Below are 13,806 nucleotides of genomic sequence, written 5' to 3'. Positions count from 1 at the left end.
GGGTGGGGGGGGGGGTCGATGGTCATGCGGGGAACTTCCGGGTCACCCTTCCACCGTAAGACCTCAAGCGCGCTTGAGCTCAAATCGAGCGAACTCGTCCGTCCACCCTCCGCCCCACCGCCTCAGCCGATGCGGAACCCCGCCGCCAGCAGCACCTCCTCGCGCGAGCTCGGGCCGACCAGCAGCGTGAACGCGCCGGGCTCCACCCGGCGCACCCCCGCCGCATCGACGATCGTGCACTCGGCCGCCGGCACCTCCACCCGCACCCGCACGGACTCCCCCGGCGACACGTCGACCTGGCGATACGCCTTGAGCTCCCGATCGGTCCAGCTCACGCTCGTGACCTCGTCGCGCACATACACCTGCACGGTCTCGCGCGCGGGCCGGGCTCCCGTGTTCGTCACCGTCACGTGGCCCACGACCGTGTCGTCCGCCGTGAGAGCCTCCGCCTCCAGCTCCAGGTCGGAGTACTCGACCGTGGTGTACGAGCGCCCCTCGCCGAACGCCCAGGCGGGCGACTGCGTGAGGTCGGCGTACCGGTCGCCGTGCTGTCCGCGGATCTGGTTGTAGTAGGTCGGCTGCTGTCCCACGTGGCGCGCGAACGAGATCGGCAGTCGGCCGGACGGCTCGACCAGGCCCGCCATGACCTCGGCGAGCGCGCGACCACCCTGCATCCCGGGGTTGGCCGCCCAGATCACGGCCGCCGCGCGCTGCGCCGACGCCGGGAGCACGAGCGGCTTGGACGCGAGCAGCACGATCACGACCGGTGTGCCGGTGTCGATCAGCGCGTCCAGCAGCGCGTTCTGGCCGCCGATGAGCTCGAGCGTGGCCGTCGAGCGGCCCTCGCCCACGAGCTCGATCCGGTCGCCGACCACCGCGACCACGACGTCGGCGGCCTCGGCGTCGGCCACGGCCTCCGCGATCATGGCCGCGTCGGGCGCGCACGGCCGCACGACCGGCGGCCGCGGCTGCTTGTCGGGGAAGTGCGTGCCCCGGGGGTCGTCCTCGAGGGTGAGGATGTCGGCGCCGCGCGTGTGCGTCACGCGCCAGCCGTCCACCGCGCGCAGCCCGTCGAGCACGGTCGTGATCATGTCGCGCGGCTGCCCGTCGAGCCACCCCGCCTGACCCGAACCTCCCGCCCAGTCGCCCAGCTGCGTCTGTGCGTCGTCGGCCAGGGGTCCCGTCACGGCGATGCGCAGCGGGGCCGCGGGGTCGAGCGGCAGCACGCCGTCGTTCTCCAGCAGCACGAGGGAGCGTCGCGCCGTCTCCAGGTTCAGCTCGGCGTGCGCGGCGCTGCCCACCACGGACGACAGGTCTGCGCGCGGCAGTCGCGGATTCTCGAACAGCCCGAGCTCGAACTTGAGCGTGAGGATGCGGGCGACCGCGTCGTCGAACGCGTCGTCGGGCAGCAGCCCCTGCGCCACCGCGTCGAGCGCACCCTCGAAGAACCCGGGCGTGGTCATGACCATGTCGTTGCCCGCGCGCACCGCGGCCGCGGCCGCCTGGGTCAGGTCGGGCTGGATGCGCTGCTCCCACACCATGCGCCCGACGTTGTCCCAGTCGGTGATGAGGGTGCCGGTGTAGCCCCACTCGTCGCGCAGCACGTCGCTGAGCAGCCAGTCGTTCAGGGTGATCGGCACGCCGTCGGTGGTCTGGTAGCCGAGCATGAACGTGCGGCAGCCCTCGCGGGCCACGCGCTCGAACGGCGGCAGGAACCAGGAGCGCAGCTTGCGGCGCGAGATGTCGGCCTCGCTCGCATCCCGTCCGCCCTGCGTCTCGGAGTACCCCGCGAAGTGCTTGGCGGTCGCGAGGATCGCGGTCGGGTCGTCGAGCCCGTCGCCCTGGTAGCCGCGCACCATGGCGCTCGCGAGCTCGCCGATCAGGAACGGGTCCTCGCCGAACGTCTCGTTGATCCGGCCCCACCGCAGGTCGCGCGCGATGCACAGCACCGGCGAGAAGGTCCAGTGGATGCCGGTGACCGCGACCTCCTCCGCGGTGGCCCGCGCGACGCGCTCCAGCAGCCCGGCGTCCCACGTCGCGGCCATGCCCAGCTGGGTGGGGTAGATCGTCGCACCCGGCCAGAACGAGTGGCCGTGGATGCAGTCCTCGCCCACGAGCAGGGGGATGCGCAGGCGGGTCTGCGCCGTGAGCTCGTTCGCCCGCACGATGCGCTCGGGAGACGTGTGCAGGATCGAGCCGACGTGACGCCGCAGCACGTGGTCGTCGAGATCGTCGCGGGCGTCGAGCTGCAGCATCTGCCCGACCTTCTCCTCCACGCTCATGCGGGAGAGGAGGTCGGCGACGCGCTCGGGGATCGGCAGGGAGGGGTTCTGGTACGGAAGGGTGGTCGTCGGGAGCAGAGAGGTCATCACTTCGTGTTCTGTGTCGTCGTATCGGTGGTGTCGGTCGTCGGCAGGGGGACGGAGCGCACGGCCGTGACCGGCGCGTTCACGTCGAGCCCCTTCTTCTTCATGGCCCGTGCGCGCTCTCCGGCGGAACGCAGCCGCGGGTTCACATACTCGTCGATCCCGAAGTTGATCAGCGACAGGGCCACGCCGATGATGGCGATGCAGAGCCCCGCGGGCACGTACCACCACCACAACCGGGGGAAGGCGCCGTTCTGCTGCGCCCAGAACAGGATCGTGCCCCAGTTGAGGTTGCTCACCGGGATCACCCCGATGAACGCGAGCGTCGTGAGGCCGAGGATCGCGGCGGTCACGGTGCCGACGAAGCTCGACGCGATGAGCGCCATCAGGTTCGGCAGCATCTCGACCGTGATGATGCGGCGCAGCGGCTCGCCGTTGGCGCGGGCGGCCTGGATGAAGTCGCGGTTGCGCAGCGACATGGTCTGCGCCCGCAGCACGCGCGCACCCCACGCCCACCCGGTGAGCCCGAGCACGGCGGCGATCACGATCAGCGGCGGGTTGTCGAACTGCGACGCGATGATGATGATCAGCGGGATGCCGGGGATCACGAGGAAGACGTTCGTCAGCGCCGACAGCGACTCGCTCTTCCAGCCGCGCACGTACCCGGCGATCACGCCGACCGTGATGGCGATGATGGTGGCGATGAACGCGGCGAGGAAGCCGACGACGATCACCCCGCGCGTGCCGTAGATGATCTGGCTCAGCACGTCCTCCCCCATGTGCGTCGTCCCGAGCCAGTGCTCCCACGACGGCGGCTGGCGGAGCGCGGTGCGGTCCTTCTGGGTGGGTCCGTATGGGGCGATCCACGGGGCCAGGATCGCGACGAGCACGAAGATCCCGAGGATGATCAGCCCGGCCAGGGACTTCGGGTTGCGGAACATCGCGAACGCCTGGCCGAGCTGCGACCGGAACGTCGCGCGGTGCGGGTCACCCGACGGCGCGGTGCGCAGCGTCGCGGTCTCCGGCATGCCCGAGGCGACCGGCGAGCCGTCGGGGGCGGTGCCTGCGGCGGTGGTGGGAACGGTCATGTCAGGCCTCCGTCTGGCGGGTGCGCGGGTCGAGGTAGGCGTAGACCACGTCGGCGAGGATGTTGGCCACGAGCACCGACAGCGTGATCACCAGGAACACGCCCTGCATGAGCGCGAAGTCCTTGGCGTTGGTGGCGTCGAGCAGCAGCTTGCCGACACCGGGATAGCTGAACACCATCTCCATGACGATGGTGCCGCCCACGATGAAGCCGATCGACAGCGCGAAGCTCTGGATCTGCGGGAGCACGGCGTTGCGGGCGGCGTAGGCCCACAGCACGCGCCGGTTCGGCATGCCCTTCGCCTGCGCGACCGTGATGTAGTCGTCGTCGAGCACGGTCAGCATCATGTTGCGCATGCCGAGCACCCAGCCGCCCAGCGAGGCCACCACGATGGTGAGCGCGGGCAGGGTGCCGTGCATGATCACCTGCCCGATGAAGTCCAGGCTCCACTCCGGCGACTGCCCCTTGTCGTAGGCGTGCGACGACGGGAACCACTTGAGCGTCGACGAGAAGACGGCGATCGCGATGAGCCCGAGCCAGAAATACGGGATCGTGTTGAAGAAGGTGGTCACCGGGATGATCGCGTCGAGCTTGCTGCCGCGCTTCCACCCCACGATGGCCCCGGCGACCGTGCCGATCGCGAACGAGATGATCGTCGCGATGCCGACCAGCCCGAGCGTCCACGGGAGGGCGGAGGCGAGCACCTCGGCGACCGGACGCAAACCGTGCAGCGTGGAGATGCCCAGGTCGCCGCGCAGCAGCATGCCCCAGTACTCGACGTACTGCTGCCACACCGATTTGTCGGAGTCGATGCCGAGCAGGATGCGCAGGGCGTCGGCGGCCTCCGGGCTCACGTTGGGGTTGCGCGCGAGGTACGAGCTCACCGCGTCGCCCTTCATGAGCCGGGGCAGGAAGAAGTTGATCGTGATCGCCGCCCACAGGGTGAAGAGGTAGAAGCCCGCGCGCCCGGCGAAGAAGCGCCACGGCACGCGACGCCGGCCACGGTCGACCGCCGTCGCGGTGGTGCCGACCTCGAGGGCGTCGCGCGCGACGAGGTCGTTGTCGTCCAGCTGGGGGAAGGCGGTACTCACCGCGCACCTCCGTTCGTGGTGGCGGCGAAGTGCTTCTCCGGGTCGGGAGAGGCGGCGCGCAGCTCGCGGGTGTAGGGGTTCTGCGGGTTCAAGATGACGTCGTCGGCGGTGCCGTACTCGACCACGCGGCCCTGGTTGAGCACCATGATCTCGTCGCTGAAGTGGCGGGCGGTGGCCAGGTCGTGCGTGATGTAGAGCACGCCGAGTCCCTCGTCACGCTGCAGCTCGGCGAGCAGGCTCAGCACGCCGAGACGGATCGACACGTCGAGCATCGACACGGGCTCGTCCGCCACGAGCAGCGACGGGCGGGAGGCGAGGGCGCGGGCGATGGCCACACGCTGCCGCTGGCCGCCCGACAGTTCGTGCGGGCGGCGGTCGATCACGGCGTCGGCGTCGAGCCGCACGCGCGCGAGCAGGCGCCGCACCTCGGCGTCGGTGTCCTTCTTCGGCACGACGTCGTCGAGGCGGATGGGCCGCTCCAGGTGGTAGCGGATGGAGTGGGAGGGGTTGAGCGAGGCGAACGGATCCTGGAACACCATGCGCAGCTGCTGGCGGTAGCTCCGCAGCCCCCTGCCGCGCCGCGGGATCGGGGTGCCGTCGAGCAGCACCTCCCCGCTGGTGGGGGTCTCGAGCTGGGTGAGGATCTTCGCGATCGTGGACTTGCCGCTGCCGGACTGCCCGACGAGTCCGATCGTGCGTCCGGACTCGAGGGTGAAGCTCACGTCGTCGAGGGCCTTGATCTGGCCGGCGCCGCGCACGGTGTAGTTCTTGGTGACGTGTCGGAACTCGAGCGTGGTCATCGCACCAGCACCCCTCTCTCGCCGGTCAGCCGGGGGAACGACGACAGCAGCCGCCGCGTGTACTCGTGCTGCGGCGCGTTCCAGATGCGCTCGGCCGTGTCGAGCTCGACGATCTCGCCCTCGCGCATGATCGCGATGCGGTCGCTGATCTCGAGCAGCAGCGGCAGGTCGTGGGTGATGAAGACGACCGAGAACCCGAACTCGCGCCGCAGCTGCGAGATCTGCTTCAGGATCTCGCGCTGCACCAGCACGTCGAGCGCCGTGGTGGGCTCGTCCATCACCATCAGCTGCGGACGCAGGGCGAGCGCCATCGCGATCATCACGCGCTGGCGCATGCCGCCCGACAGCTCGTGCGGGAAGGACCGGTGGCGCTGGCGGCCGACCTTCACGATCTCGAGCAGCTCCTCCGCCTCGGCCCTGCGCTGGCGGCGGTTCATGTCGGGACGGTGGATCTCGAACACGTCCTCCAGTTGCGAGCCGACCGTGGCGACCGGGTTGAGGGCGTTCATCGCGCCCTGGAACACCATCGACACCTTGTCCCAGCGGAATCGCTGCATCGCGTCGACGTCGAGCGCGTTGATGTCGATGTCCGCTCCGGAGGCATCGTGGAAGGTCACACTGCCTCCGGTGATGACGGCGGGAGCACGCAGCAGGCGCTGCACACCGTAGGCGAGCGTGGTCTTGCCGCAGCCGCTCTCCCCGGCGAGCCCGAGGATCTCGCCGCGCTGGAGTTCGAGGGTCACGTCCTTCACCGCCGCGACGGGCGGATCGACGTCGTACACGACCGAGAAGTCGCGCACGGTGAGCAGGGGGTCTGGCATGGGGTGTCCTTCGTGGGAGGCGTCCGTCGTCTCGTCGCTCCGCTTCTCGCTCAGGAACCGGTCGCCGAGGGCGAACCGGTCCCTGAGCGGTCGGAGCGAGACGACGTGTCTACTCGGCGGGCTTCAGCTTCGTGAGGATCTGCACGATGTTCGGCTGCGTGGGGTCGGCCGACGCGTACGTGTCGGTCTCCGACGGCCAGCCGACGTAGTTGCGCGTGTTGAACTCGCCCAGCAGCGGGTGGGCGCCCAGCGGGATGGCCGGCACCTGCTCCGAGAAGATCGTCTGCAGCGTGTCGATCGCGGCGGTGCGCTCCTCGTCGGACGAAGCGTTCGCGTACGTGTTCAGCGCCGTCGTCGCCGCGGGGTCGTCGAAGCGGCCGAAGTTGAAGCCGGCCTTGCCCTCGGGGGAGATCCACCGCGGGTCCATGGTCGAGGTGTACAGCCCGTAGGCGGTGCCGCTGTCCTCCAGCCAGTGGATGATCGCGGAGAAGGTGCCGTTGTCGCGGGGGTCGGCCCAGCCGCCCCAGTCGGGCATGTCGATCTTGACCTCGGCGCCGATGCCGTCCTTCACGTCTTCGGCGATGAGCTCCTGTGCGGTGTTCCAGTCGCTCCAGCCGGACGGGACGGAGAGCGTGAACGACACGGGCGTGCCGTCCGGGTCGATCAGGGCGTCGTCCTTCCAGGTGTACCCGGCGGTCTCGAGCAGGTCGCGCGCCTTATCGGCGTCGACCTTGTAGTCCACGCCCTGGAACTCGGGCTGGATCTCGTCCTCGAGGATCGACGACAGGCCGGTGACCGACCAGACGGGCTCACTGGCGCCTTCGCGGGCGATGTCGACGTAGGCGTCGCGGTCGATCACCCAGGCGAGCGCCTGCCGGAAGGCCGGGTCGTCGAACGGCTTCTGCTGCAGGTTCATGAACAGCGTGGCGGAGCCGGTGGTCGGGGAGGCGAGGAACTGGTTGTGCTCGGGGTCGGCCGAGAGGAACTGCTCCTCGATCTGCGGGATGAACGCCTGGGCCCAGTCGGCGTCGCCATTGGCGAGAGCCGTGGTGAGGGCGGTGTTGTCGCCGTAGGAGACGTAGTGCAGCTCGGGCACGGCGAGGTCGCCGCCCCAGTAGTCGTCGCGGGCGTCGAGCGTGACCGACTCGGTCGACCAGTTGGCCATCGCGTAGGGGCCGGTGCCGACGAGGTCGTCGCCCTTGACGGGGTCGGTGGCGGGGTCGTCGAACTTCTCCCAGATGTGCTTGGGGACGATGGGCACGTGCAGCACGCGCGCCTGGTTGACGTACTTGGAGTCGCCGAAGCTCAGCACGACCGTGTCGCCGTCGACCTCGGCTCCCTCGTACTTGAGGCCGGCGGTGTCGAGCGCGGGGATCGAGGCGGTCTCGAAGGAGAAGACGATGTCGTCGGCGGTGAACGGCTCGCCGTCGCTCCAGGTGACGCCGTCGCGGGGGACGACCGTGAGCTGCGTGTAGTCGTCGTTCCACTCGAGGCTCTCGGCGAGCCACGGCGTGGTTCCTCGGTCTCCCGTCTGGTTCACCAGGGCCAGGGTCTCGAACACGACCTTGGCGTAGCCGTACTTCGACGCGGCGGAGTCGCCGACGAACGGGTTGTTCGACTCGGTGGTGATGGCGCCGTCCGGCTTGGCGATGGTGAGGGCGGCGCCGCCGGCTGCGGCGTCGTCCGACCCTCCGGACGAGCATCCGGTGAGGGCCGAGACCCCGAGTGCGGTGATCGCGGTGGCGGCGATCAGAGACGTTCTGAGCTTCATTGCTTCTCCTTGGGCACGGTCGTTGTGCGGCGGCGGTTTGCTTACTGTCGAGAAAGTAAGCTGAGGTGAGGTTACCGAGGAGTAAGTTGGTTGGCAAGCGGGGCCGGTTGAGGAGAGGACGACGCATGTCGGAGAGCGATCACGCCGTGCGGGTGCGCCCGGCGACGCGGGAGAAGCGCGAGCAGATCCTCAAGGCGGCCATCGAGATCTTCGGCAACAAGGGCTCGACCAACGGCACCCTCGCCGACGTCGCCGAGCAGGTCGGCATCACGCACGCCGGGGTGCTGCACCACTTCGGCTCGAAGCAGAAGCTGCTGCTCGAGGTGCTGGCCTACCGCGACCAGGACGACGTCGCCGGGCTCGCCCAGAAGCACATCCCCGACGGTCCCGAGCTGTTCCTGCACCTCGTTCGCACGGCCCTCACGAACGAGAAGCGCCCAGGCATCGTGCAGGCGTACACCGTGCTCTCGGCGGAATCGGTGACCGACGACCACCCCTCCCGCCCCTACTTCGAGGACCGCTACACGACCCTCCGCCGCGAGGTCGCCGCCGCCTTCGGCGAGCTCTGCGCGCAGGAGGGCGTGACCGAGCCCGACACGATCGCGGCGGCGTCGGCCGCGATCCTCGCCGTGATGGACGGCCTGCAGCTGCAGTGGCTGCTGCACCCGGACGCGGTCGACCTGGCCGACGCCAGCGCCTTCGCGATCCGCGCGATCGTGAACGGCGTGCTCCACCCCGGGCCGGAACTCGAGTCCTACGCCCGGCCCTGACCCCGGGCTAGGCTCGGCCCATGGCCATCGATCTCGAAGCGCTCTACATCGACCTCCATCAGCACCCCGAGCTCTCGTTCCAGGAGACGCGCACCGCGGGCATCGCCGCCCAGCACCTGCGTGACCTCGGGCTCGTCGTGGAGGAGGGCGTCGGCGTGACCGGCGTCGTCGGCGTGCTGCGCAACGGCGACGGCCCCGTGGTGTGGGTGCGCGCCGACATGGACGCCCTGCCCGTGGAGGAGCAGACCGGCCGCGCGTACGCGAGCACCGCCAAGGGCGTCGACCCGTCCGGCACCACCGTGCCCGTCATGCACGCGTGCGGCCACGACATGCACGTGACCGCGATGATCGGCGCGGTCGAGAAGCTCGTGGCGGAGCGCGAGGACTGGTCGGGCACGCTCGTGGTGCTCATCCAGCCCGCGGAGGAATACGGTGCCGGCGCCAGGGCCATGCTCGACGACGGCCTGCTCTCCCGGTACCCGAAGCCCGACGTGGTGCTCGGCCAGCACGTGACCCCGCTCCCCGCGGGCGTGATCGGGGTGCGCAGCGGTACGCAGATGGCCGCGTCGGACGGCCTCACCGTCACCCTCCACGGCCGCGGCGGCCACGGCTCCCGGCCGCACGCCACGATCGACCCCGTCGTGATGGCGGCCGCCACCGTGATGCGCCTGCAGACCATCGTGTCGCGCGAGATCGACCCGCAGGGGGTGGCCGTGGTCACGGTCGGATCGATCCACGCCGGCCTCAAGAACAACATCATCCCGGCCGAGGCGAAGCTCGAGCTCAGCCTCCGCTACCCGAACGACCAGGTGCGCGAGAAGGTGCTCGCGAGCGTGGAGCGCATCGTGCGCGCCGAGGCCACCGCATCCGGCGCCGAGCGGGAGCCCGAGATCCGCACCGACCACACCCTGCCCGCCACGATCAACGACGAGGAGGCGACCGAGCGCGTGACGACGGCACTCCAGCGTGCGCTCGGCGAGACCGCCGTGATCGACCCCGGCATGTTCACCGGCAGCGAGGACGTCTCCTGGTTCGCGCGGGACGCGGGCGTGCCGCTCGTGTTCTGGTTCTGGGGTGGCGTGGATCCCGCACGGTTCGCCGAGGCCCTCGCCGCCGGCCGCCTGGAGCAGGACATCCCCACCAACCACTCGCCGTTCTTCGCCCCCGAGATCCACCCCACGATCGAGGTCGGGGTCACGGCGATGTCGGCCGCCGCGCGCGAGTTCCTGGGCGCGTAGCGGGGCGACACCCGAGCTGGGCGACGCCGGAGCGGGGCGGCTCGTTCACCGACGCGCGGGGCTGCGACGCACGGCGACGCGGATCAGTGGCCGCGGATCAGATCCCGCGCACCGTGACGCGCTCGCGGCCGAGCTGGCTGCTGCGGTTATTGAGGCACCGCGTGCACAGCAGCTCCACGCGGCGCGGGTGCCCGCCACCGCAGACGCACTCGGTCGTCACCCGCCACGCGGCCGCCCTGCCGCACGACACCGGGGCGTCGCGACCGGTGTCGACGGCGGTGTGAGGGGTGTCGGACCCGGTGTGCGGACACTCGCAGCGCGGACCCTCGTCAAGGTCGGGCAGGAGCGCCGGGTCGGTGTGTGGACGGTCGTCCGTCGCGGGCGACGTGCGGGCGGGCGAGGCGGCGGAGGTCATCGCCGTCATGCTCCCACGATCCGCGGCACGGCGCGACGGGTGGCCCGGGTCACACGCCCACGATGCGCGGAGCCGGCGGGGGCGGCGGGGCGAGCTGCCGGCGCGGGACGCCGTGCGCCTCGCGGTGCAGGCGCTCCATGCGGCTGTCGAGCTCGGCGGCCGCATCCGCCGCGTCGGTCAGGCTCTGCACGAGGTGCGAGGGCACCTGGTTGGAGAACTTGTAGTAGATCTTGTGCTCCAGGCTCGCCCAGAAGTCCATCGCGATCGTGCGGAACTGCACCTCCACCGGCACCGAGAGCGCGCCGGTCGACAGGAACACGGGCACCTCGATGATCGCGTGCAGGCTCTTGTAGCCGTTCGCCTTCGGCTGCGCGATGTAGTCCTTCACGGTGCGCACGGTCACGTCGTCCTGCGCGGTGAGCAGGTCGAACAGCCGGTACACGTCGGCGACGAAACTGCACGTGACCCGCACCCCGGCGATGTCGGTGATCTCGGCGCGGATGCGCTCGAAGTCGGGCTCGTCGATCCCCTTGCGCGCGAGCTTCTCCACGATGCTGTCCGGCGACTTCAGGCGGCTCTTCACGTGCTCGATCGGGTTGTAGGCGTGGTCGTGCGTGAACTCGTCGCGCAGGATCGAGATCTTCGTCTCCACCTCCCGCATGCCGAACTCGTACTCGCGCAGGAAGCGCTGCAGCTGATCGCGCAGCTCCTTGGCCTCGCTGATCATGGCTTCGTCGACCGGGATCACGCTCATGGGATCGACGTTATCGATCCGTGATCGGAAAGCGCTGTGGATTATCACGGTCACGCGGGAGCGTCCGGCGCGTCCCGACCGAGCCCGGCCTCCCTGGCACGGACGATCAGCGCGCTGCGATCGGGCACCGCGAGCTTCGCGAGGATGCCGGACAGGTAGTTGCGCACGGTCTTCGACGACAGCACGAGCCGCCGGGCCACCGCCTGGTTGTCGAGGCCGCGGGCGATGAGGTCGAGCACCTCGCGCTCGCGGTGCGTGAGCTCGGGGAACACCACGGGTCCGGTCGTTCGCGCGCCCGACAGCAGGTCGATCGCGCGGCGCCCCACCTCGGCCGTGAGCAGCACGTCGCCCGACGCCACGGCGCGCAGCCCCCGCTCGATCTCGTCCGGCAGCGCGCTCTTGAGCAGGTAGCCCCTGGCTCCGGCGCGGAGGGCGGCGAACACCGAGTCGTCGTCGCCGAGCATCGTCACGATGAGCACGCCGATGCCGGGGGCCGCCCGCACGATGCGCCGCGTCGCCTCGATGCCGGAGCCCGCCCCGAGGTCCACGTCCATGAGCACCACGTCGGGCTGCGCGGCCAGCACGCCGTCGACCGCCTCGTCTTCGGTGCCGGCCCTGCCCACGACCCGGAACCCCTCGATCGACTCCAGGAAGCTCGACATGCCGAAGGCGAAGACCGGGTGGTCGTCCACCACGAAGATGCGCACGGCACTGTCCGCCGCGTCCACCGCGCTGGACTCCTCTGGCATGCCGCTCACGCTAGCGCTCCCGCCCCGCGGCGCACCACCGCGGGCCCACGCTGCTCCGGGGGGCGACGTGCGGGGAGGGATACCCGGCGGGAGCAGCCCCCGCTCCCGCCGGGTCCGCCGTGCGAGCCCGCGGCCCGCCGGCGGTCGCCTCGCCCGCACCGGTCCCCATGATCCCGCTGCGACGACCGCGACCCGGTCCCCTCGTGCGCTCGTCGACCCGATCGACCGCGCATGGTCCCCTCCTCCTGCCGACCCGCGTCGGCACGGTGTCCTCCACCGCCACCGACGCTAGGGGTCCCTGCGTCCCGGCTCCGAGGGCACCGTGTCCCGACCGCCCGGGAGATCCGCCCCGGGGCGCCCCGCGACCCTGGTCAGGCCGCGCCCCCTCCGGCACACTGAGGCTCGGAGAGGAGCGCCGATGAGCGGAGCCGCCGCCCCCACGGCGCGAGCGCACGGACCCTCGCGCGTGCTCGGAGTGGCGACGACGGCTGCGCTCCTGCTGGCGTCGTGGGGTCCCGCGCTGATCGGTGCGCTGCTGTGCCTGCACTCGTCCGGCGGCATCGAGGCCGTCGGCACGCTCAGCGCCGCCCTGGCGTTCGGCGGTGCGGCCGCACTCCTGCCCGTCCGCGGCGGTCACGGCGGTCGCGGCGGCCCCCTGCTCCCGCTCACCCTCGCCACGACGGGGGTGGGCGGTGGGGCGGCCACGCTCGCGGCGGGACTGCGCGCGGCCGGGGTCGACCGCGGGCTGTGGCTCGACCTGCTGGGCGTGGCGTGGATGCCCGGTGGTCTCACGGTCGCCGGGGTGCTGGGGGCGGCGGTGCTGCTTCACGCCCGAACGCTGCTCGCGGCGGGCGCGTCACTGTCCACGGCCCTCGCGGTGTCGAGCGCCGTGGAGCTGGACCGCGGGACGCCGCTTCCGTTCACGGCCGCCCTGTGGATCGTCTGGCTGGCGCTGGCGCTGTGGTCGGGCGCGACGATCCTGTGGGTCGCGCGGCGACGCTCCTCCCCCGACCGGGAGGCGGCCGTATGGCTCGCGATCGCCCACTTCGCCCTGCTGCTGTGCGGCGTGGGCGGCTTCACGGTCGCGACGGACGGCGGCGGCTCCCTGCTCGGCACCGCGTTCGCCGCGGCCGTGCTGCCCGCGTGCGTGCTGTTCGCTGCGGCCTCGTTCGTGCTCACCGCGATCGCCCGCGCCCCCGACGCCGTGGAGCCGGCGCGGGCCCGGTTCGCGGTCGGAGTGCTCCTGGTGTCCGCCCTGCTGGCCGCCTACGGTGCGGTCGCCGCGACGATCGCGCAGCTCGCGCCACTGCCGCCCACGAGCGCGGGCATGGTCGCCGTCGTGCTGATCGCGGTCGGCGCGGAGCCCGTGCGCCGCGGCGTGCAGCGCGCCGTCGACCAGCTGCTGTACGGCCGCTCCGCCGAGCCGCGTGCACTGCTGCGCACCGTGAGCACGGAGGCGGGCGGCGGCAGCGGCCGCGCGTCGCTGGAGGTGCTGGCCGAAGCGCTGCGCCGGTCGCTCCGCCTCGGCGGGGTCGCGATCGCCTCCTCCGGCCCCGAGCACTCCCGCGGACAGGCCGGCGCGCTCGATCCCGCGACGCGGGAGGTGGTCGCCCTGCTCGCGGCCGGCGGCGCGTGCGGGACGGTGGAGGTGAGCGGCACCGCCGGTCGGCGCGTGGAGCCGCGCAGCCTCGCCGCGCTGCGCCGCATCGGCGGGGTGCTGAGCGTGGCGGTGCTGCTGGCCGACGCCGACGAGGGTCTGCGCGTCGCCAGAGACGGCGCGCGGCGGATCGCGGCCAGCGAGCGGCGGTTCGCACGGGGCGAGATCGAAGCGGGACTCGAGCCCGTGCTCGTCCGGGTGCGCGGGGCCCTGCGCGCGCTCCCGCACTCTCCGCGACCCGACCTCGTGCTGCGCGAGGCCTCGGCGGCACTGCAGGCGGCGACCAC

General features: G+C 71.5%; 11 protein-coding genes and 1 pseudogene. 3 read left to right on the top strand and 9 right to left on the bottom strand.

Features of this window, described 5'->3' with window-relative positions; all coding sequences use genetic code 11:
• Positions 1–122: 122 nt before the first annotated feature.
• From ACWGQ1_RS18235 to ACWGQ1_RS18210, 6 genes are all read right to left on the bottom strand, one after another.
• The gene (locus tag ACWGQ1_RS18235; protein WP_452313512.1) at positions 123–2,369 is read right to left on the bottom strand and encodes an exo-beta-d-1,3/1,6-glucosidase; all 2,247 of its coding nucleotides are present in this window, start codon (positions 2,367–2,369) and stop codon (positions 123–125) included.
• A complete protein-coding gene (locus ACWGQ1_RS18230) occupies positions 2,369–3,454 on the bottom strand; it encodes an ABC transporter permease (protein WP_205814343.1) in 1,086 nt (361 codons plus the stop codon). The genes ACWGQ1_RS18235 and ACWGQ1_RS18230 overlap by 1 nt, the downstream gene beginning before the upstream one ends.
• 1 nt (position 3,455) lies before the next feature.
• Positions 3,456–4,544, bottom strand: coding sequence for an ABC transporter permease (locus ACWGQ1_RS18225; RefSeq protein WP_136032768.1), 1,089 nt, complete (start codon positions 4,542–4,544; stop codon positions 3,456–3,458).
• On the bottom strand, positions 4,541–5,344 hold the full coding sequence (locus tag ACWGQ1_RS18220) for an ATP-binding cassette domain-containing protein (protein ID WP_452313511.1): 804 nt from the start codon (positions 5,342–5,344) through the stop codon (positions 4,541–4,543). The genes ACWGQ1_RS18225 and ACWGQ1_RS18220 overlap by 4 nt, the downstream gene beginning before the upstream one ends.
• Positions 5,341–6,165, bottom strand: a complete 825-nt coding sequence (locus ACWGQ1_RS18215) for an ABC transporter ATP-binding protein (protein WP_136032764.1) — start codon at positions 6,163–6,165, stop codon at positions 5,341–5,343. The genes ACWGQ1_RS18220 and ACWGQ1_RS18215 overlap by 4 nt, the downstream gene beginning before the upstream one ends.
• A 109-nt stretch (positions 6,166–6,274) precedes the next feature.
• Entirely contained in the window at positions 6,275–7,936 is a 1,662-nt protein-coding gene (locus ACWGQ1_RS18210) for an ABC transporter substrate-binding protein (RefSeq protein ID WP_452313510.1), read from the bottom strand.
• A 125-nt stretch (positions 7,937–8,061) separates the two neighbouring features.
• Here ACWGQ1_RS18210 and ACWGQ1_RS18205 point away from each other — a divergent pair, with 125 nt between their 5' ends.
• Positions 8,062–8,706, top strand: coding sequence for a TetR/AcrR family transcriptional regulator (locus ACWGQ1_RS18205; protein WP_136045515.1), 645 nt, complete (start codon positions 8,062–8,064; stop codon positions 8,704–8,706).
• 20 nt (positions 8,707–8,726) lie between these two features.
• Positions 8,727–9,944, top strand: coding sequence for an amidohydrolase (locus ACWGQ1_RS18200; RefSeq protein WP_452313509.1), 1,218 nt, complete (start codon positions 8,727–8,729; stop codon positions 9,942–9,944).
• 97 nt (positions 9,945–10,041) lie between these two features.
• Here ACWGQ1_RS18200 and ACWGQ1_RS18195 read toward each other — a convergent pair whose 3' ends face one another.
• From ACWGQ1_RS18195 to ACWGQ1_RS18185, 3 genes are read right to left on the bottom strand one after another with little or no spacing between them, the layout of a single operon-like run.
• Complete coding sequence (locus tag ACWGQ1_RS18195; RefSeq protein WP_378803261.1) at positions 10,042–10,368, bottom strand: hypothetical protein; 327 nt, start codon at positions 10,366–10,368, stop codon at positions 10,042–10,044.
• 40 nt (positions 10,369–10,408) lie between these two features.
• Positions 10,409–11,113: a GTP pyrophosphokinase gene (locus tag ACWGQ1_RS18190; protein ID WP_247638218.1), complete on the bottom strand. Its 705-nt coding sequence runs from the start codon at positions 11,111–11,113 to the stop codon at positions 10,409–10,411.
• Between the two features lie 50 nt (positions 11,114–11,163).
• Positions 11,164–11,862, bottom strand: coding sequence for a response regulator transcription factor (locus ACWGQ1_RS18185; RefSeq protein ID WP_247982678.1), 699 nt, complete (start codon positions 11,860–11,862; stop codon positions 11,164–11,166).
• Between the two features lie 418 nt (positions 11,863–12,280).
• Between ACWGQ1_RS18185 and ACWGQ1_RS18180 the strand changes: the two are divergent.
• Positions 12,281–13,806, top strand: a pseudogene (locus tag ACWGQ1_RS18180) (hypothetical protein); the annotation flags it as partial.

The sequence above is a fragment of the Microbacterium sp. NPDC055599 genome (assembly GCF_053618975.1).
The sequence above is the reverse complement of the archived record's forward strand: the minus strand, read 5'-3'. Positions and strand labels throughout refer to the sequence as shown.